Consider the following 19,744-nt stretch of genomic DNA (forward strand, 5'->3'; position numbering starts at 1 on the left):
GGGTGACCACCCGGAGCAAGCCCAGGACGGTGGCGTTCTCCAGCGCCAAGGCCGGCGGTGTGGCCTGGGAGTGGAACTTCGGTGACGGCAGCAGGCCGTCGCACGAGGCCGACCCCACACACACCTACGCCAAGTACGGCACCTACCACGCCAAGCTGACGGTCACCTACGCCGACGGCAAGCGGGCCACCGCCACGATCGACGCCAAGGCCGGCTGCCCCGCCCCCGACGCCCGGCCGACCGTCACCCTGCTCGACACCGACACCGGGGTGGCCAACCACCGGGCCGGCGGCGGCTGCACCGTCAACGACCTGATCGACGACGAGGCATCCTGGCCCAACCACGGGAAGTTCGTCAGCCATGTCGCCGCCGTGGTCGGCGACCTCCGCAGGCAGGGCGTCCTGAACAACCGCGAGTCGTCGGCGATCAGCAAGGCCGCGGCGCAGAGCAAGATCGGCAAGGTCGCCGGGTACCGGTCCCTCTTCGACGGCACCGCGGCGAGCCTGGCCGACTGGCGGCAGGCCGGCGCCGGAACGTTCTCGCTCCTCTCCGACGGCACCCTGCGCAGCTCCGGCGGCATGGGCATGCTGTGGTACGCCGAGCGGGAACTGGGGGACTTCTCGGTCAGACTCCAGTTCCGGGACGCCGCCCCGGACAACGGCAACGCCAACAGCGGGGTCTTCATCCGGTTCCCGGATCCGAGGACGCCACTGGCCGACCGCCCGGACGGCAGCTGCGGAACGGTCGGCTCGGCCCGCACCGCCCCCGAGTGGGTCGCGATCTACTGCGGCCAGGAGATCCAGATCTACGACGGGGCCGGCGGCGAGGTCCAGAAGACCGGCTCGGTGTACAACTTCAAGCCGCTGGACCTGGACAAGGCGGGGGTGACCCCGAAGGGACAGTGGAACGACTACGAGATCCGCGCGGTCGGGCAGCACTACACGATCATCCGCAACGGTGTGGTGATCAACGAGTTCGACAACACGCCCGGCAAGTCGTCGTCCCGGGCGGGTGACCCGCCCACGGACCTGCGTCAGTTCCTCAAGGGATATGTGGGACTCCAGAACCACAGCGACAATGATCTGATCGAGTTCCGCGACATCCGGGTGCGCAACCTGTAGCCGGCCGCGAACGCGCCCGACGAGCAGGAACAGCGCCCGGTGCCGGGCCCGAGGCGACAGCCCCGGGCCCGGCACTGCCGGGCGCGGTGATCGGAGCAGCAGCAGGTCGGCCCACCTACCTGTCGGATTCCTGCCAGCGGTACCCCGGCCCGTGCCCGATGCTGGAGATATGCGGAACGGGATGCATATCGACAGGGAGCGCTGTGTGCGCGCCGTCCAGTCGAAGGACGCGCGGTTCGACGGCTGGTTCTTCACGGCCGTCCTGACCACCGGGATCTACTGCCGGCCCAGCTGCCCGGCCGTGCCGCCCAAGCCGGAGAACATGACCTTCCACCCGAGCGCCGCCGCCTGCCAGCAGGCCGGCTTCCGGGCCTGCAAGCGGTGCCGCCCGGACACCAGCCCCGGCTCGCCCGCCTGGAACCAGCGGGCCGACCTGGTCGCCCGCGCCATGCGGCTGATCGCCGACGGCGTGGTGGACCGCGAAGGGGTGCCGGGCCTTGCCTCCCGCCTCGGCTACAGCACCCGGCAGATCGAACGCCAGCTCCTCGCCGAGCTGGGCGCCGGCCCCCTGGCGCTCGCCCGGGCCCAGCGCGCCCAGACCGCCCGGCTGCTCATCGAGACGACCGCACTGCCGATGGCGGACATCGCCTTCGCGGCCGGTTTCTCCTCGATCCGCTCCTTCAACGACACCGTCCGCGAGGTGTTCGCGCTCTCCCCGAGCGGGCTGCGCAGCCGTCTCCCCAGGACGACGGTGATCGCCCCCGGCACCCTGAGCCTGCGGCTGCCCTTCCGGGCCCCGCTCAACCCCGACAACCTCTTCGGCCACCTCGCCGCGACCGGTGTCCCGGGGGTGGAGGAGTGGCGCGACGGGGCGTACCGGCGCACGCTGCGGCTGCCGTACGGCCATGGGATCGTGGCGCTGACCCCGCGCCCCGACCACATCGCCTGCCGTCTCACCCTCAGCGATCTGCGCGACCTTCCCGTCGCCATCAGCCGCTGCCGCCGGATGCTCGACCTGGACGCGGATCCGGTCGCCGTCGACGAACAGCTGCGCACCGACCCGGTGCTGGCACCCCTGGTCGACAAGGCCCCCGGCCGCCGGGTGCCGCGCACCGTCGACGAGGCCGAGTTCGCCGTACGGGCCGTCCTGGGCCAGCAGGTCTCCACGGCCGCCGCCCGTACCCATGCGGCCCGGCTGGTCACCGTGCACGGTGAGACCGTCGAGGATCCCGAGGGCGGCCTCACCCATCTCTTCCCGGCGCCCGGGGCGCTCGCCCAACTGGACCCCGAGTCGCTGGCGATGCCCCGCACCCGGCGCACCACGTTCACCACGCTCGTCGGGCAACTCGCCGACGGAACACTGCACCTGGGCGTGGAGAGCGACTGGGAGGAGAGCCGGGCCCGGCTGCTGTCCCTGCCCGGCTTCGGCCCCTGGACGGTCGATGTCATCACCATGCGCGCCCTCGGCGACCCCGACGCGTTCCTGCCGACCGACCTCGGGATCCGGCGCGCCGCCCAGGAGTTGGGCCTGCCCTCCACCCCGGCGGCGCTCACCGCACGCGCGGCGGCCTGGCGGCCGTGGCGGGCGTACGCGGTCCAGTATCTGTGGGCGACCGACAGTCACCCGATCAACTTCCTTCCGATCTGAGGACGTTCCATGAAACAGCACATGGTCATCGACAGCCCCTACGGCCCGCTCACCCTGGTCGCCGACGACGGCGCCCTGTGCGGCCTCTATATGGTCGGTCAGCGCCACCGCCCACCCGAGGAGACCTTCGGCGAGCCCGACGAGGAGCCCTTCGGCGAGACCATCGAGCAGCTGCGGGCGTACTTCGAGGGCGAGTTGAAGGACTTCACCCTGGAACTGTGCCTGGCCGGCACCCCGTTCCAGCGCAAGGTCTGGGAACAACTGCGTCTGATCCCCTACGGCGAGACCCGCTCCTACGGTGAACTCGCCGACGCCCTCGGCAACCCGGGCGCCTCCCGCGCGGTAGGCCTCGCCAACGGCAGAAACCCCATCGGCATCATCGTCCCCTGCCATCGCGTCGTCGGCGCCAACGGGAGCCTGACCGGCTACGGCGGCGGCCTGGACCGCAAGAAGCGCCTCCTGGACTTCGAGAGCAGCGCGGCCCTGTTCTGATCCCCCGGTACGGTCCGCCGACGGAGACGGCGGACCGTACCGAAATCCAGGGGGGTTACGGGCGCCGGCCCTGGTTCCACAGCACGGCATGTCCACCCGTGGATTTGTACTTGCTCACGTGTACCTGTCCGCAGATCAGATGCGAATCTGGGTGAACACCGCGGCGGCGGTGAAATCGATGAAGGCGCCCGGGGCGAGAATGGGTGTATTGAAGTTGCTGCCCCCGCTCTGGGCGTGATAAGTGCCGGCACATCCTTCGGTACCGCCAGTTATCCGCTTGCGGTTCTGCCAATTCCCGTTCAATGTGCCCGCTCCGCGGAATCCGAAGGAGGCATAGGGAACGCCGGTCGGCGCGAGGACGCAGTCTCCGGACTGTGCCGGGTTGTGCTCGGTAATCAGTGTGGAGAACTCCGGCTCAGAGGGCACGAAACCGAGGAACGTGATCGTCCCGGTCTCGGGATTGGCCTCGTAGTGAGCCACCTTTCCGGCCGGCGCCTCATCACTCCGTACAGCCGGTCCGACCCATTTCATGGGTTTTACATCGGACTGTGTGTCCGCCGCCGACGCTTGTGCGGTTCCCGCGAGAATGCTGCAGGCAGCCAGAGCAGTGAGTGCAACCGCCTTTATGGATGACTTCATTGGCCACTCCAGACATTTGAGGCCGTGGCGCTCACGGCGCTCATGAAGATCGAACATACCTGGGGCCCGGCCATGGAGGTAGGCCGCGGATCGATCACTTCACGTCATTGTTGGGCGGGTCGACACCTTTCGGTCGTATCATCGTTCGCGGGTTTCGGTCCCCTACGATGAGGTCTTTCGTCAGAGCTGCTTCAAAGATCGGAGCCTCATGAAACGTCTGCCTCACATCGCCGTGTCGGCTGTTGTCCTGTGCGGGGCGGCAAGTGTCACCCCTGTCTGTGCCGCAGGACCGAAAGACGCTCACTCTGCGGGGGTTGCAGCGGCAGCCGCCGGCTGGGGCCTTGCGTATCAGACGGATCCCAGGACGGGGCGTTCCGTTCTCCTGGGGTTCGCGGGGCCGGAAGGCCAGGTGGTGCCGTTCGCCGAGGGGCAACGGGGCTACAGCGCGGACGTGCGTACCGGCGAGCTCACGACTTTGATGCCGGGCAAGGCTCTGCCCGCAGTGCCTGCTGCCGACCCCGGCCAGCCCCCTTTTTTCATCGGGGAGTAGGGGCCTGACCTCGCGCTTCATAAAGCGGGCTGTCCGGCACGTGGTCGGCTGAGCAGAAAGCGCCTCCGGCCTGACGGTCGACGTGAGGCAACCCTATGCGTCGCACGCGCCGCCCAGCCCGCGCAGCAGTCCGGGCAGGGCGGTGCCGATCGGTTCGCGGACGAGCGTGTCGGCGCGGTCGTCGTACGGCGTCGGTTCGGCGTTGACGATGATCAGCTGGGCGCCGTGGTCGGCGGCGACGCCCGCGAGGCCTGCGGCGGGCTGGACCTGGAGGCTGGTGCCGACCGCGATGAAGATCTGGCAGGCCTTGGTGATGGCGAGGGCCTCGCCGAGGACGACCGGGTCGAGCGGTTCGCCGAACATCACCGTGGCGGACTTGAGGATGCCGCCGCACTCCAGGCACGGGGGATCGTCCTCGCCCGCATCGACCCGGGCGAGCGCGTCCTCCATGGGCCCCCGTGCATGGCACTTCGTGCACACGACACTACGGGCGGTGCCGTGCAGCTCCAGCACCTTGCGGGCGGGCATACCGGCGAGCTGGTGCAGCCCGTCCACGTTCTGCGTGATCACCCGCACCGGCACCCCGGACCGCTCCAGCTCCGCCACGGCCCGGTGCGCGGCGTTCGGCTCGGCCTTCAGCGTCCGGTTCCTGCGCCGCAGCTGCCATGAGCGCCGCCGGATCTCGGGATCGCCCATGTAGTACTCGTATGTCACGAGCTTCTCGGCGCCGGGATCCTTCCGCCAGACCCCGTTCGGCCCTCGGTAATCAGGGATCCCGGAATCGGTGGAGATACCCGCCCCGCTGAGGATGGCTACGAGTGGCCTGTTCATAGGCCGAGAGTAGGGCGCTTGCCTGCTCCCGGCGAACGGATAATGGGCACGCCTCCGGCAGTTATGTGACGAGTCCGGCTGAGCCGACCACGAGGCTAGTAGGGCTTGGTCAGCTTCACTCGTGAGTGGCGTGTCCGGTGGCGTCGGGGTGTCGTTGTGGGGGTGTGACACCTGGGGAGATGACCGAGGTCCGGGAGGACCTGGAGGCGTTCACGGCGGAGTTGTTCGACGGGTTCTTCCGCGCGGACCAGCGGCGCTGGGGGCAGGCGTATGTACGAGGGCTGCTGCTGGACGGGCGGCGCAAGTCGGTGGAACCGATGGCTGCCCGTCTCGGCGAGGACGGCAACCGCCAGGCGCTGGCGCACTTCATCACCTCCAGTCCGTGGAATGCGGCCCATGTGCGGGCCCGGCTGGCCTGGAGGATGTATGAAGCGATCGGTCCGGAGGCACTGATCGTCGACGACACCGGCTTCCTCAAGGACGGTAACGCCTCTGCATGCGTATCCCGGCAGTACACCGGCACCGCGGGCAAGGTCACCAACTGCCAGGTAGGCGTGTCGCTGCACCTGGCCAACGACCGTGCCTCGGCCGCGATCGACTGGCGGCTGTTCCTGCCCGCTTCCTGGGATCCCGCCTCGCCGGAGACGGATGCGGCCAAGGTCGCCCGCCGTCAGCGTTGCGGCGTCCCCGCCGACGCCGGCCATGTGGAGAAGTGGCAGTTGGCCCTGGACATGATCGACGAGGCCCGCAGTTGGGGCGTGGACGTTCCGCTGGTCGTCGCGGACGCCGGATACGGCGACGCCACCGCCTTCCGCCTGGCCCTGGAAGAACGGAAACTGGCTTACGCCGTCGGCGTCTCCTCCCGGCTCACTGCTCACCCTGAACATGCGCAGCCGGTTACCCCGCCTTATCAGGGCATTGGCCGACCGCCGGTGGCGACGTATCCGGACAAGCCGATGACGGTGAAGGAACTGGTCATCGAGGCCGGCCGGCAGGCGGCCCGGCCGGTGTCCTGGCGCGAGGGTTCCCGGCCGGGAAAGGGGCGCAGTGGCTTCAAACGCATGTACTCGCGCTTCGTCGTCCTGCGCATCCGGCCCGCCGGACGCGAGATCCGCCAGGCCACCAAGGGCGCGGGGCTGCCCGAGCGATGGCTGCTGGCCGAATGGCCCGCCACCGAGCCGGAACCGGTGCAGTTCTGGCTGTCCAGTCTGCCCTCCGGCATGCCCCTGGCCTCGCTGGTCCGACTGGCCAAGCTCCGCTGGCGCATCGAGCACGACTACCGCGAGATGAAACAAGCCCTCGGACTGGCCCATTTCGAAGGCCGCACCTGGAACGGCTGGCACCACCACGTCACCCTCGTCTCGGCTGCCCACGCCTTCTGCACCCTGCAACGGCTGGCACACGACCCAAAAGACGCGGCGCAGGACTGAGCCTTTACCAAGTAGTCCGCGAGATGCAGACACTCCTCGCCCTCTGGATCGGCACCTGCCCCACCTGTCACCGCGACATACCCACCCCGATACCAACCTGACCAAGCCCTACTAGGCGCCGTCGCAGGTCGGGTAGAACGCCGTCAAGTCGGCCATGGGCATGGAGTCGGGTGTGGGCCGGCCGGTCTGTTCGGCGAACTTTGTGTACTGCCAGTTGGTGGAGTCGGACTTCCGGTCGAGGCCCTTCTTACTGCCGAGACGGGCCATCGCCCCATAGACGCCGTCGCCCTCGTGTCCGTAGGACGCCAGGTCCGGGTGGTGGTCGTGGTCGTAGTCGGCGACGGCGAGGGCGCGCGGCTCCGACAGCTCGACATGGTGATCGCTCTGTCCGCGTCCGTGTGCCGAGAAGGGTCCGAGCCGCAGTTCGGAGACGTCCGGGGCCACGGGGTCGTCGCCCTCGAACTCCTTGGTGGCAGCGATGAAGAGGTCGTTCCAGCCGTCCTGGTCGAAGTCGGCGACGACGGCCAGGACGTCCTTCGCGGACCTGCCGCGATCCCCGACGAGATCCCGGGGCCCCGCCTTCTTTTCCTGCTGCCCGTGCTCGGCTCCGAAGGTGATGGCCAGGTCGGCGCCGGTGAGGGAGGGGGGAGAGACACGGTCGGTGATGCCGTCGCCGTTCAGGTCGGCCACGAGGGCTCCGGAGGAGGTCACGCAACTTCTGATCGCGGGCCCGGCAGCCGGGCGACCGGGCGGATCGCCCCGGCCGTCGCCGCATCCGGTCACCAGGGCCGTAGACGCCACGAGCATCACCACGAAGCATGGCCGCCCGACTGCCCGTTTCCCACCGCGCACGAGGTGCCGGCCTTTCCAGAAGATTGATCGCAACTACTCCACCTCGACGCCGAAATCCTGGATGAGCTCCTCCAGGCCGCCCGTGTAGCCCCTGCCGCCCAGCACGAAGTCCCAGTCCCCGTTCGACCTGCGGCGGAAGGAGCCGAGCACCAATGCGGTTTCGCGTGGCTGACCGTCGGAGACCTCCAGCCGTCCCAGCTCGGCCAGGCTCGGGTCGAGCAGCCGGATGTACGCGTCCGTGAAGCCCGAGAGGTCCGCGTCCGGATCGGCCTCCGGGTCGACGGCGGCCACGAGTACGAATCGGTCGGCCTCGTCCGGCAACGCGTCGAAGGAGACGCAGACAGCGGCTCTGTCGGGTGCCTGGGCCGGAAGGGCGCGCACCGAGCCGTCCGGCGTCCGCGGGTTGTTGTAGAAGACGAAGTGATCGTCGCTGAGGACGCGGTTGCCGCGGCAGACGAGAGCGCACACGTCCAGGGCGACACTTCCGGTCCAGGACATGCCCAGGACGTTGTGGTCGTCGGGCAGCCGAGTCTCCGGAACCGCCGGCGGCGACTGAGCCCCGGAGCGACGGGCACCGTCGCCCAGACGCCCACGCAGCCCATGGCGGTGCAGCAGGTCGACGAGTTCGGTTCCCGAGATCAGCTCCAGCGGTTTGCCGTTGGCGAAGGTGTGTGAGCCGGGGCCGAACCCCGACGTCGTCACGAGCACGCCCTTGTTGGCGCCGACGTCCTGCACGGTCCCGTACAAGTCGCGCACGACCGTGGGCGGAACCGTGTTGCGGTAGCGCTTGACCTGTACGACGATCCTGCCGCCGCGGATCGGTGTCGGATCCAGTGCGTCGACGTCCACCCCACCGTCGTTCGAGCGCTGAGTGGTGACGGCCTGCATCCCCATGGCCCGGAAAAGATCGGCGACGAGATTCTCGAAGGCGACCGGATCCATCTCGTACAGGTCGGGTTCCTCATCGCTGCCATGCGTGACGACCCGGTTCCCCACCTCCTGCGGCCGGCGACTCGGCCGCACCGGAGTCAGCTGGTCGGGACGGGCCGAGAGCTGCCCGCGCAACGCATCGGCCAGGCAGCTGCAGGCGTCCACCTGCGCCAGGTGCAGGTCGCGGAACGTCGAGCGCGGGGCCATGACGGTCGCCAGATAGATGTGGCCCGGGCGCCCGGTCGTCGGGTCATGCCCGTCCACGAACCCGTTCAGGGTCACCGACTCGAGCGCCTCCAGCTCGTCCGCGGCGAAGAGTTCATGCAGGACGAGCAGCATGCACTGCGCGAGAAACTCGCGGTACAGAGCCCGACGCTGACTCACCGGCCGAGAGGTCTCCTTGTCCTGGTCCAGGCTGGGCATGTACCGGACCGACTTGGCCTCGGGGACGATGTCGTACGCCGGCAGCTCCCAGTCCAGCACCAGCTGTCGCGCCGCGCCGTCATAGGCCGCCGCCACCTGCCGCGGCAGACCCTCGGGCCACACGGTCGACGCGTAGAGAGCAGCGGAGAAGTACTCGACCACGGCGTCAGGATCGCGGCGCCCGACCCCCTCGGTCAGCGCGACGACGCCGGCGTTGTGCCGTCGTACATCGGCCAGCTGAGCATCGGCCCGCTGCTGGTACTCCCGCTGGTACGACGCCAGTTGCAGCTGCCGCTGCGTCTCCGCCGCCTGCGCCGCGTGCCGGTCCCGCTCGAAACGTGCCCGGGCTTCGGCCTGCGCCTGCGCCCGGCGACCGGCGGTCCATCCGCCCTGCGCCTGGTAGTGATCGAGGTTCGGCATGGGCACGGGCCGCGCCAGCGGTCCCGGGGCGAACGGCTGGACCTCTTCAGGGCGCAGGAGCGAGGAAGCTCTGAAGGCCGGAGCCTGACAACCCGAGGCCAGAAGACCTTGCAGCGCCGCAACCTGAGCGTCCAGCTCCTCGGTGCGCCGCAGCGCCTCCGCCTGCCGGTACTCCCGGTGACTCTGGGCAGCTTGCCGTTGACGGGCACGTGCTTGCTGTGCCTCTTGTCTCTGTCGCCTGGCTTCGGCCTCCATCTGGCGCTGCTGCTGTCTCTGCGTCTCAGCCCAGACTCCGACCAAACCATTGGAACGACGACTCATGCGTTGCAGGCCCTCCCCGAGGCACTCTGGCTGTCCCCACAACCAGGTGTGACGGGACGACTCTATCCAGCGATGCCCCGCTCGCACATCCGCCCGGCAAGAGTCCGCCGCGTCCAGGAATCGGTCGCGGTCGTAGCGGCTGGTGTAGGCAGCCGGGCGGGGGCGCTGCCCGGTAGGGCGGGCGAGCGGATGCCGGGGCGCTCAGCGGCGCGCCCCGGGGTGTCAGTCGGTGGTTCCTGGCTCCGGGTCCCCCACCGTGCCGTCGGTCACCGGCTGTTCGGGGGCGGGGTTGTCGGGCGGGGGGTTCCGGGACGCGGGGAACAGGATGTCCTCCAGTGCGTCCAACGCGAACATCAGCAACAGGAGGGCCACCGGGACGAGCAGCGCTATCACGATCACGCGGCCTCCCGAGGGAGTAGTGAACCGGCCGTGGGTGTGTGCACAACGAGGTCACTGCCAGCGTGCGACCAGTTGGGTGACCGCACACACCGGGCGAGGGGAAGTGTCGGCCATTCGGGTGAGCGGGCGCCGGGTCGGCACTCTGGGTGACTGTCCGGTCATCAGGTCCACCGGGGTGCGAGGCGGCTGCGGTGGGGGAGACGCCGCTGGTCGCGCGGGGTCTCGAGCCGCGCGGGGCGTGACGGCCGGGGCGTACCCCGGTTAAGGTCGCTGCGGCGCGACTGCCTTGACATGCGCAAGGCTCGGAGAGCAAGGGGAGTGCAGGTGGCGGACGCTGCAGTGAACGGCACCCGGCGGGTGCTCATCGCCGCGGACAAGTTCAAGGGCTCGCTGACGGCCCTGGAGGTCGCGGAGCGGGTGACGGCGGGGCTGCGCCGGGTCGTGCCGGGCCTCGAGGTCGAGGCGCTGCCCGTGGCCGACGGAGGCGACGGGACCGTGGCCGCGGCCGTCGCGGCCGGGTTCGTCCGGCATGAGGCGCGGGTCACCGGCCCCCTCGGCCAGGAGGTGACCGCGGCGTTCGCGCTGCGGGGAGACACCGCGGTCGTGGAGATGGCGGAGGCGAGCGGGCTGGGACGGCTGCCGGCCGGGGTCCTCGCACCGCTGACCGCGTCCACCCATGGCTCCGGGGAGCTGCTGCGGGCCGCGCTGGACGCCGGGGCGCGGACCATCGTGTTCGGGGTCGGCGGAAGCGCGACGACGGACGGGGGAGCGGGGATGCTGTCCGCGCTCGGGGCGCGGTTCCTGGATGCGGAGGGCGAGCCCGTGCCGCCGGGCGGCGGGGGACTGGCGGGACTCGCCCGGGCCGACCTGTCGGGACTCGACCCGCGGCTGGCCTCGGTGGACCTGGTGCTGGCGAGCGACGTCGACAACCCGCTGACCGGGCCGAAGGGCGCGCCCGCCGTGTACGGGCCGCAGAAGGGCGCCTCGCCGGACGATGTGGCGGCGCTGGACGCGGCGCTCGTCCACTACGCCGAGGTGCTGGAGGAGGCGGTGGGTTCCAGGGCGGCGGAGTACGCCGGGGCGCCGGGCGCGGGTGCTGCCGGGGGCATCGGGTACGGGGCGCTGCTGCTCGGCGCCCGCTTCCGGCCGGGCATCGAGGTGATGCTGGACGTCCTCGGCTTCGCTCCGGCGCTGGAGCGGGCCTCACTGGTGATCACCGGTGAGGGGTCCCTGGACGAGCAGACGCTGCACGGCAAGGCCCCGGCGGGTGTCGCCGCGGCGGCGCGGGCGGCCGGCAAGGAGGTCGTCGCGGTCTGCGGCCGTCTGGCCCTGTCGGCCCAGGAGCTGAGCGGGGCCGGTATCCGGCGCGCCTACCCGCTGACGGAGGAGGAACCGGACGTCGCCCTCTGCATCGCGCAGGCGGGTCCGATCCTGGAACGGGTCGCGGAACGCATCGCCCGCGACCACCTGGACTGATCCAGCCCTTGACGTACCCGGACATGGGTGTGGGCCCGAGCCATATGGCTCGGGCCCACACCCATGTCCGGAAGGGTTACGGCAACTGCGCGGCCCGCGCCTCGCGGCGGTTGTCGCGGAAGTTGTGCACCCGGCGTGCCGTCGCGAACAGCGGGATCACCGCCCCCATGACCAGCTGCAGCGCGCAGCCCGTCTGGAGCAGAAGCTGCCCGCTGGGCGCGTCGAAGGCCCAGGCCGTCAGGAGCCCCATCGACAGGACGATCCAGGACAGCATGGCCACCGCCAGGCGCCCCCGCGGCTTCGGGTACTCCACCCGGCTCACCATCAGCCACGCCGTCCCCAGGATCGCCAGCAGTGTGGCGAAGAACGGCAGCTCGAGCAGGACGATCGAGACCACCGTCAACGCGCCGAACGGCGAGGGCATCCCCTGGAACATGCCGTCCTTCATCGTCACGCAGGAGAACCGCGCCAGGCGTAGGACCACCGCCAGGAGCACCACGATCGCCCCCAGCGCCGCCACTCTCTGATGGGCGTCGTCCGCCACCATGCCGTACACCAGGACGAAGTACGCCGGAGCCAGCCCGAAGCTGATCAGGTCCGAGAGGTTGTCCAGCTCGGCGCCCATCGGCGAGGAGCGGAGCTTGCGGGCGACCAGACCGTCGAACAGGTCGAAGACCGCGGCACACAGGATGAGGATGACCGCCGTGGCGGCGCTGTGCCGGGCCATGCCCGCCGACTCGTCGTGCCCCGTCAGATGCGGGATCAGAATGCCGGTGGTGGTGAAGTACACCGCCATGAAGCCGCAGGTGGCGTTGCCCAGGGTGAGCGTGTCCGCTATCGAGAGGCGCAGTGAGAGGGGCATCTCCTCCTCGTCGTCCGCCTCATGTGCCTCCGGCACCCAGTCGGGCTTGGTATCGGGATCAATCACGGTCAAGACGAGTCACCCCAGCCACGGTCTTCTGGCCGACCTCGACCGCGACCTCCACGCCCTCGGGCAGATAGAGGTCGACGCGCGAGCCGAAGCGGATCAGACCGATACGCTCACCCTGCTCGACCTTGGTGCCCTGGGGCACATACGGCACGATGCGGCGGGCGACCGCGCCGGCGATCTGGATCATCTCGATGTCGCCGAGTTCGGTGTCGAAATGCCAGACTACGCGCTCGTTGTTCTCGCTCTCCTTGTTGAAGGCGGGAACGAAGCCACCCGGCACATGCTCGACCGAGGTGACGGAGCCGGCCAGCGGCGCGCGGTTCACATGGACATTGAGCGGGCTCATGAAGATCGCGACGCGGGTGCGACCGTCCTTCCACGGCATGATGCTCTGCACCACACCGTCGGCGGGCGAGATGACCCGCCCCCGGGAGATCTCGCGCTCGGGGTCGCGGAAGAACCACAGCATGCCCGCCGCGAGCGCGGTGGCGGGCACGGCCACGGCCTTGGCGACGCCGGAACGGCGCGCCCGGGCCAGGCTGAGTGCGGCGGTGGCAACGGTCGGGAGAAGCCACGGCGATGCTCCGCGCGCGAGGCGTACGCCGACCAGGCTGTCGCGTGGTGCAGAGGTTTGGCTGTGGGGCATGGATGACCTTCGTAGCGGATGATGCCGCGCTTCAACGGGGGACGGCGGCTTTTCGGCGATCGTACCGGTCGCGAGCCGCAACTGGGCAAGCCAGGAAGTCGAGTCGGCGCCCGAGGACGGTTGCCGGGGTGTGATCTTCTTCGCGAAGAAAACACCCCGAACCCGGTCATCCGGGGCCTCTCGCTCGGGTCGGGCCGGGCTCGTGGCCCGACCCCAACCCACTACCCTGGCCCCGGAGTCGATACTCCTCAGTTCTGGAGCCGATACTCCTCGAGCAGCCGGCGGCCGATGATCATTTTCTGGATCTCGGCGGTGCCCTCGCCGATCAACAGCATGGGGGCCTCGCGGTAGAGGCGTTCGATCTCGTACTCCTTCGAGAAGCCGTAGCCGCCGTGGATCCGGAAGGAGTCCTCCACGACTTCCTTGCAGTATTCGGAGGCGAGGTATTTCGCCATGCCCGCCTCAAGGTCGTTCCGTTCCCCGGAGTCCTTTTTGCGTGCCGCGTTCACCATCATCGCATGGGCGGCCTCGACCTTGGTGCCCATCTCCGCCAGCTTGAACTGGATGGCCTGGTGCTGGGCGATCGGCTTGCCGAAGGTGTGCCGCTGCTGGGCGTAGGTCACGCCCAGCTCGAAGGCGCGCCGGGCGACGCCGCAGCCGCGCGCCGCCACATTCACCCGGCCGACCTCGACCCCGTCCATCATCTGGTAGAAGCCCCGGCCGGTGGTCCCGCCGAGCACCCGGTCGGCCGGGACGCGCAGCCCGTCCATGATGAGCTCCGTGGTGTCCACGCCCTTGTAGCCCATCTTGTCGATCTTCCCGGGGACGGTGAGGCCGGGGCGGACCTCGCCGAAGCCCGGCTCCTTCTCCACCAGGAAGGTCGTCATCGACTTATGGGGAGCCGTGCCCTCGGGGTGTCCTTCGTCACTCCGGACGAGCACCGCGACGAGCGAGGAGGTGCCGCCGTTGGTCAGCCACATCTTCTGGCCGTCAAGGACGTACGCGTCGCCGTCCTTGACCGCCTTGGAGGTGATCGCCGACACATCGGAGCCCAGGCCCGGCTCCGACATCGAGAAGGCACCCCGGATCTCGCCGAGGGCCATCCTCGGCAGGAAGTGGTCCTTCTGCTCCTGGGTGCCGTGCTGCTTGATCATGTAGGCGACGATGAAGTGGGTGTTGATGATCCCGGAGACGCTCATCCAGCCGCGGGAGATCTCCTCCACACACAGCGCGTAGGTCAGCAGCGACTCGCCGAGCCCTCCGTACTCCTCGGGGATCATCAGACCGAACAGGCCCAGGTCCTTGAGGCCGTCCACGATCGCCTGCGGGTACTCGTCGCGGTGCTCCAGCTCCGTCGCGACCGGGATGATCTCCTTGTCCACGAAGTCCCGGACCGTGGAGAGGATCTCCTGCTGGACGTCCGTGAGCCCGTAGGTCTCGGCGAGGCGGCTCATGGCTTCTCCGTCCGTTCCGAGGGGGCTTCCTGGGCGAGGGCCGGTCGTCCCGGCTGCTCGCCGCCCCGCTCCTTGACATAGGTCTCGGTGGGGACCATCACCTTGCGCCGGAACACGCAGACCAGGGTGCCGTCCTGCTTGTAGCCCCTGGTCTCGACCTGGACGATGCCGCGGTCGCTCTTCGACTTCGACGGCCGCTTGTCCAGCACGGTCGTCTCGCCGTAGATCGTGTCGCCGTGGAAGGTGGGCGCCACATGCCGCAGCGACTCGATCTCCAGATTGGCGATCGCCTTGCCGGAGACGTCCGGGACGGACATGCCGAGCAGCAGCGAGTAGACATAGTTGCCCACGACCACGTTCCGGCCGAAGTCCGTCGTCGTCCCGGCGTAGTTCGCGTCCATGTGGAGCGGGTGGTGGTTCATGGTGAGAAGACAGAACAGATGGTCGTCGTACTCCGTGACCGTCTTGCCCGGCCAGTGCTTGTAGGTCTCGCCGACCTCGAACTCCTCGTAGGTGCGTCCGAACTGCATCGCCTCACCCCTCCGGGATCTCGAACGTGCTGGTGCGCCGCATACCGGCGGCACGGCCCTTGCCCGCGACGACCAGCGCCATCTTCCGGCTGGCCTCGTCGATCATCTCGTCGCCGAGCATCGCCGAACCCTTCCTGCCGCCCGCCTCCGAGGTGCAGTACTCGTATGCGTCCAGGATCAGCTCGGCGTGGTCGTAGTCCTCCTGGGACGGCGAGAACACCTCGTTGGCGGCCTCCACCTGACCCGGATGGAGCACCCACTTGCCGTCGAAGCCGAGCGCGGCCGCGCGGCCGGCCACCGCACGGAAGCCGTCCACATTGCGGATCTGGAGGTAGGGGCCGTCGATCGCCTGGAGGTCGTTGGCGCGCGCCGCCATCAGCAGCTTCATCAGGATGTAGTGGTAGGCGTCCGCCGGGTAGCCGGGCGGCTGCTCGCCCACGACCAGCGACTTCATATTGATCGACGCCATGAAGTCGGCCGGGCCGAAGATGATGGTCTCGATGCGCTCGGAGGCCTCCGCGATCTCATTGACGTTGTTGAGGCCCCGGGCGTTCTCGATCTGCGCCTCGATGCCGATCCGGCCGACCTCGAAGCCCATCGTCTTCTCGATCTGCGTCAGCAGCAGGTCCAGGGCGACGATCTGGCCGGCGTCCTGCACCTTGGGCAGCATGATGCAGTCCAGGTTCGGGCCGGCGCCCTCGACCACGGTCACCACATCGCGGTACGTCCACTCGGTCGTCCAGTCGTTGACCCGCACCACCCGTGTCTTGCCCGTCCAGTCGCCCTCGTTGAGGAACTTGACGACGGTGTGCCGAGCCTCGGGCTTGGCCAGCGGCGCACAGGCGTCCTCCAGGTCGAGGAAGACCTGGTCGGCGGGGAGGCCCTGAGCCTTCTCCAGGAAACGGGGGTTGCTGCCCGGCACGGCCAGACAGGAGCGCCGCGGACGCAGACGGTCGTAGGAGCTCGCGGCGGAGCCGCTCGCTGCGGGGGCGGTGGCGGGCGACGGGCGGGTCATGCGGGAACCTCCAGGGGTTCGAGCTTGTTCGCGGTGCGGATCTCGTCGACGATACGGCCGATGATCCCGGTGATGTCGAAGTCCTTCGGGGTGAAGACCGCGGCCACTCCAGCGGCCCTGAGCTGTGCGGCGTCGCCGGTGGGGATGATCCCGCCGGCGATCACCGGGATGTCGGCCGCCCCGGCCTCGCGCAGCCGTTCCAGCACATCCGGCACCAGCCGGGCGTGCGAGCCGGAGAGGATGGACAGGCCGACCGCGTGCACGTCCTCCGCGAGGGCCGCGTCCACGATCTGCTCCGGGGTCAGCCGGATGCCCTGGTAGACCACCTCGAACCCGGCGTCCCTGGCCCGTACGGCTATCTGCTCGGCGCCGTTGGAGTGCCCGTCGAGACCCGGCTTGCCCACCAGGAAGCGCAGCTTGCCCACCCCGAGGTCCCGGGCCGTCAGCTCCACCTTCCGGCGCACCCGGGCCAGCGCCGTGCCCTCCTCGGCGGTCATCGCGACCGGCGCGGACGACACCCCGGTCGGCGCCCGGTACTCACCGAACACCTCGCGCAGGGCCCTGGCCCACTCGCCGGTGGTGACCCCGGCGCGGGCGCAGTCCAGGGTGGCCTCCATCAGGTTCTCGGTGCTCTCGGCCGCCTCCTTCAGCCGCTCCAGCGCCTTGCAGGGGCGCGGATGGTTGAACGGCGGCTGGTAGCGGGTGTCGCGCCAGTTCCGCAGCGCCTCCACGACCCGCTCCTCGACCGCGGGGTCGACCGTCTGGATCGCGGTGTCCAGATCGGCGGTGAGCGGGTTCGGCTCGGTCGTCTCGAAGACATTGACGCCGACGATCTTCTCCTGGCCGGACTCGATCCGGGCCCGGCGCTCCGCGTGCGAGGCGACCAGCTGCGACTTGAGGTAGCCGGACTCGACGGCGGCCAGGGCGCCGCCCATCTCCTGGATCCGCTCGATCTCGGCGAGCGACTCCTCGACCAGCCGGCCCACCTCGGCCTCGACGACCGTGGAGCCCTCGAAGATGTCGTCGTACTCCAGCAGATCGCTCTCGTGCGCCAGCACCTGCTGGATGCGCAGCGACCACTGCTGGTCCCAGGGCCGGGGCAGGCCCAGCGCCTCGTTCCAGGCCGGGAGCTGCACGGCGCGGGCGCGGGCGTCCTTGGAGAGGGTCACGGCCAGCATCTCCAGCACGATCCGCTGGACGTTGTTCTCCGGCTGGGCCTCCGTCAGGCCCAGCGAGTTGACCTGGACCCCGTAGCGGAAGCGGCGGTGCCTGGGGTTCTCGATGCCGTACCGCTCCCGGGTGAGGGTGTCCCAGATGCGGCCGAACGCCCTCATCTTGCACATCTCCTCGATGAAGCGGACGCCCGCGTTCACGAAGAAGGAGATACGTCCCACGACATCGCCCATGCGCTCCTGCGGCACCTGGCCGCTGTCCCGCACGGCGTCGAGGACGGCGATCGCCGTGGACAGCGCATAGGCGATCTCCTGCACCGGGGTGGCGCCCGCCTCCTGGAGGTGGTAGCTGCAGATGTTGATCGGGTTCCACCTGGGGAGGTGGGAGACCGTGTAGGCGATCATGTCGGTGGTCAGCCGGAGCGAGGGGCCCGGCGGGAAGACATGGGTGCCGCGGGACAGGTACTCCTTGACGATGTCGTTCTGGGTGGTGCCCTGGAGCTCGGTGATGTCCGCGCCCTGTTCCTCCGCGACCACCTGGTAGAGCGCCAGCAGCCACATGGCCGTGGCGTTGATGGTCATCGAGGTGTTCATCCGCTCCAGGGGGATGTCCTCGAACAGCCGGCGCATGTCACCGAGGTGGGAGACCGGGACCCCGACCCGGCCGACCTCGCCGCGGGCGAGGACGTGGTCGGGGTCGTAGCCGGTCTGGGTGGGCAGGTCGAAGGCGACGGAAAGACCGGTCTGGCCCTTGGCGAGATTGCGCCGGTACAGCTCGTTGGACGCCTCCGCCGTGGAGTGACCGGCGTAGGTGCGCATGAGCCACGGCCGGTCCTTCTCCCGCCGCGCCTGCGGCTGACGCTCAGTCATCGTGACCTCCGGTCGCTCTCAGATGTTCCGGAAGCGGTTGATGGCGTCGAGGTGCTGCGCGCGCATCTCCTCGTCGCGCACGCCCAGACCTTCGCGGGGGGCGAGGCACAGCACGCCGACCTTGCCCTGGTGGAGGTTGCGGTGGACGTCGTACGCGGCCTGGCCGGTCTCCTCCAGCGGGTACACCCTCGACAGCGTCGGGTGGATCTTTCCCTTGGCGATGAGCCGGTTGGCCTCCCAGGCCTCGCGGTAGTTGGCGAAGTGCGAGCCGATGATCCGCTTCAGGGACATCCACAGATAGCGGTTGTCGTACTCATGGGTGTAGCCCGAGGTGGAGGCGCAGGTGGCGATCGTGCCGCCCTTGCGGGTGACATAGACGGAGGCGCCGAAGGTCTCCCGGCCCGGGTGCTCGAAGACGATGTCCACGTCCTCGCCCCCGGTCAGCTCGCGGATGCGCTTGCCGAAGCGCTTCCACTCCTTGGGGTCCTGGGTGTGCTCGTCCTTCCAGAACCGGTACCCCTCGGCGTTGCGGTCGATGACCGCCTCGGCGCCCATCGAGCGGCAGATCTCCGCCTTGGCCGGCGAGGAGACCACACAGATCGGGGTGGCGCCGCCCACCAGCGCGAACTGTGTCGCATAGGAGCCGAGGCCGCCGCTCGCGCCCCAGATCAGCACATTGTCGCCCTGCTTCAGCTGGGCGCCGTTGCGGGAGACCAGCTGCCGGTACGCGGTGGAGTTGACCAGACCCGGGGCCGCGGCCTCCTCCCAGCTGAGGTGCCGCGGCTTGGGCATCAGCTGGTTGGACTTGACCAGGGCGATCTCCGCCAGGCCGCCGAAGTTGGTCTCGAAGCCCCAGATGCGCTGCTCGGGGTCGAGCATGGTGTCGTTGTGCCCGTCGCTGGACTCCAGCTCGACCGACAGACAATGCGCGACCACCTCGTCGCCGGGCTTCCAGGCGTTGACGCCGGGCCCGGTGCGCAGCACCACGCCCGCGAGGTCGGAGCCGATGATGTGGTACGGCAGGTCATGGCGCCGGGCCAGCTCGCAGAGCGTGCCGTAGCGCTCCAGGAAGCCGAAGGTGGGCAGCGGCTCGAAGATCGAGGTCCATACCGAGTTGTAGTTGACCGAGGAGGCCATGACGGCGACCAGGGCCTCGCCGGGGCCCAGCTCGGGCGGCGGGACCTCGTCCAGGTGCAGGGACTTGCGGGGGTCCTTGTCGCGGGTGGTGAGCCCGGCGAACATCTCCGTCTCGTCCTTGTGCACGGTGACCGCGCGGTACGACTCGGGGAGCGGTAGTGCGGAGAAGTCGGCGGACGAGGCCGTCCCCGACTGGATCGCGTCCAGGATGTCCTTCACGGTGTTGCCTCCGGCGATACGGGGTCTCCCCGGGCCGAGCGGGTCGGGGCCGGGGAGGTCCTGAGGGGGAGACGCTGGGGATCACGTCGGTTGCTGCTGCTGGCGGGAGAGGGCGCCGTCGGTTCGGCGGGTGGTGCTGTGGCAGCGCGTTGTGGCGCGGGAGGTTGCCTGTGACGCAGGCGTCCGGGCGCACTCGCCTGAGGGAGGCTCGCGGGGACAACCGGCCTGCGGGTGGTAT

The 19,744-nt window shown here is 69.5% G+C and carries 16 protein-coding genes and 1 pseudogene; 5 read left to right on the top strand and 12 right to left on the bottom strand.

Annotated features, from left to right (window positions below; genetic code table 11):
- Nucleotides 1-29: 29 nt before the first annotated feature.
- The 3 genes and pseudogenes from CP978_RS35830 to CP978_RS27055 form a co-directional block, all read left to right on the top strand.
- Nucleotides 30-1,121 (top strand): annotated as a pseudogene (locus tag CP978_RS35830) (3-keto-alpha-glucoside-1,2-lyase-like domain-containing protein); the annotation flags it as partial.
- Nucleotides 1,122-1,290: 169 nt separating this feature from the next.
- Nucleotides 1,291-2,769 carry a DNA-3-methyladenine glycosylase 2 family protein gene (locus CP978_RS27050; RefSeq protein ID WP_043445056.1) on the top strand — a complete coding sequence of 493 codons (1,479 nt, stop codon included), beginning with the start codon at nt 1,291-1,293 and terminating at the stop codon, nt 2,767-2,769.
- A gap of 9 nt (nt 2,770-2,778) precedes the next feature.
- The gene (locus tag CP978_RS27055) at nt 2,779-3,261 is read left to right on the top strand and encodes a methylated-DNA--[protein]-cysteine S-methyltransferase (protein WP_043445058.1); all 483 of its coding nucleotides are present in this window, start codon (nt 2,779-2,781) and stop codon (nt 3,259-3,261) included.
- 135 nt (nt 3,262-3,396) lie between these two features.
- Here the strand turns inward: CP978_RS27055 and CP978_RS27060 are convergent, their stop codons facing one another.
- Nucleotides 3,397-3,900, bottom strand: a complete 504-nt coding sequence (locus CP978_RS27060; protein ID WP_043445060.1) for a hypothetical protein — start codon at nt 3,898-3,900, stop codon at nt 3,397-3,399.
- A 643-nt stretch (nt 3,901-4,543) separates the two neighbouring features.
- Nucleotides 4,544-5,281, bottom strand: coding sequence for an SIR2 family NAD-dependent protein deacylase (locus CP978_RS27065; protein ID WP_043445062.1), 738 nt, complete (start codon nt 5,279-5,281; stop codon nt 4,544-4,546).
- A 179-nt stretch (nt 5,282-5,460) separates the two neighbouring features.
- Between CP978_RS27065 and CP978_RS27070 the strand changes: the two genes are divergently transcribed.
- Nucleotides 5,461-6,711: an IS701 family transposase gene (locus CP978_RS27070; RefSeq protein WP_170307423.1), complete on the top strand. Its 1,251-nt coding sequence runs from the start codon at nt 5,461-5,463 to the stop codon at nt 6,709-6,711.
- A 111-nt stretch (nt 6,712-6,822) separates the two neighbouring features.
- Here the strand turns inward: CP978_RS27070 and CP978_RS27075 are convergent, their stop codons facing one another.
- The 3 genes from CP978_RS27075 to CP978_RS35015 form a co-directional block, all read right to left on the bottom strand.
- Nucleotides 6,823-7,422: a VCBS repeat-containing protein gene (locus CP978_RS27075; protein WP_144401494.1), complete on the bottom strand. Its 600-nt coding sequence runs from the start codon at nt 7,420-7,422 to the stop codon at nt 6,823-6,825.
- 174 nt (nt 7,423-7,596) lie between these two features.
- Nucleotides 7,597-9,657, bottom strand: coding sequence for a restriction endonuclease (locus CP978_RS27080; RefSeq protein WP_052454309.1), 2,061 nt, complete (start codon nt 9,655-9,657; stop codon nt 7,597-7,599).
- 222 nt (nt 9,658-9,879) lie between these two features.
- Nucleotides 9,880-10,056: a hypothetical protein gene (locus CP978_RS35015; protein ID WP_158508354.1), complete on the bottom strand. Its 177-nt coding sequence runs from the start codon at nt 10,054-10,056 to the stop codon at nt 9,880-9,882.
- A 339-nt stretch (nt 10,057-10,395) separates the two neighbouring features.
- Here CP978_RS35015 and CP978_RS27085 point away from each other — a divergent pair, with 339 nt between their 5' ends.
- Nucleotides 10,396-11,532 (top strand): glycerate kinase, encoded by a 1,137-nt coding sequence (locus CP978_RS27085; RefSeq protein WP_043445066.1) that lies wholly within the window; start codon nt 10,396-10,398, stop codon nt 11,530-11,532.
- Nucleotides 11,533-11,608: 76 nt separating this feature from the next.
- Here the strand turns inward: CP978_RS27085 and pssA are convergent, their stop codons facing one another.
- The 7 genes from pssA to ccrA all read right to left on the bottom strand — a co-directional run bounded on the left by pssA (nt 11,609) and on the right by ccrA (nt 19,506).
- A complete protein-coding gene (gene pssA, locus CP978_RS27090) occupies nt 11,609-12,430 on the bottom strand; it encodes a CDP-diacylglycerol--serine O-phosphatidyltransferase (protein ID WP_043445067.1) in 822 nt (273 codons plus the stop codon).
- 22 nt (nt 12,431-12,452) lie between these two features.
- A complete protein-coding gene (locus tag CP978_RS27095; RefSeq protein ID WP_043445069.1) occupies nt 12,453-13,109 on the bottom strand; it encodes a phosphatidylserine decarboxylase in 657 nt (218 codons plus the stop codon).
- A 248-nt stretch (nt 13,110-13,357) separates the two neighbouring features.
- Nucleotides 13,358-14,563 (bottom strand): acyl-CoA dehydrogenase family protein, encoded by a 1,206-nt coding sequence (locus tag CP978_RS27100; RefSeq protein WP_043445071.1) that lies wholly within the window; start codon nt 14,561-14,563, stop codon nt 13,358-13,360.
- Nucleotides 14,560-15,093 carry a MaoC family dehydratase gene (locus tag CP978_RS27105; protein WP_043445073.1) on the bottom strand — a complete coding sequence of 178 codons (534 nt, stop codon included), beginning with the start codon at nt 15,091-15,093 and terminating at the stop codon, nt 14,560-14,562. The genes CP978_RS27100 and CP978_RS27105 overlap by 4 nt, the downstream gene beginning before the upstream one ends.
- Nucleotides 15,094-15,097: 4 nt before the next feature.
- The gene (locus tag CP978_RS27110) at nt 15,098-16,108 is read right to left on the bottom strand and encodes an HpcH/HpaI aldolase/citrate lyase family protein (protein WP_052454310.1); all 1,011 of its coding nucleotides are present in this window, start codon (nt 16,106-16,108) and stop codon (nt 15,098-15,100) included.
- On the bottom strand, nt 16,105-18,150 hold the full coding sequence (locus CP978_RS27115) for a protein meaA (protein ID WP_043445075.1): 2,046 nt from the start codon (nt 18,148-18,150) through the stop codon (nt 16,105-16,107). The genes CP978_RS27110 and CP978_RS27115 overlap by 4 nt, the downstream gene beginning before the upstream one ends.
- Before the next feature lie 18 nt (nt 18,151-18,168).
- Nucleotides 18,169-19,506, bottom strand: a complete 1,338-nt coding sequence (ccrA, locus tag CP978_RS27120) for a crotonyl-CoA carboxylase/reductase (RefSeq protein ID WP_043445077.1) — start codon at nt 19,504-19,506, stop codon at nt 18,169-18,171.
- Nucleotides 19,507-19,744 lie beyond the last annotated feature (238 nt).

It is taken from the genome of Streptomyces nodosus, assembly GCF_008704995.1.
Lineage (GTDB): Bacteria > Actinomycetota > Actinomycetes > Streptomycetales > Streptomycetaceae > Streptomyces > Streptomyces nodosus.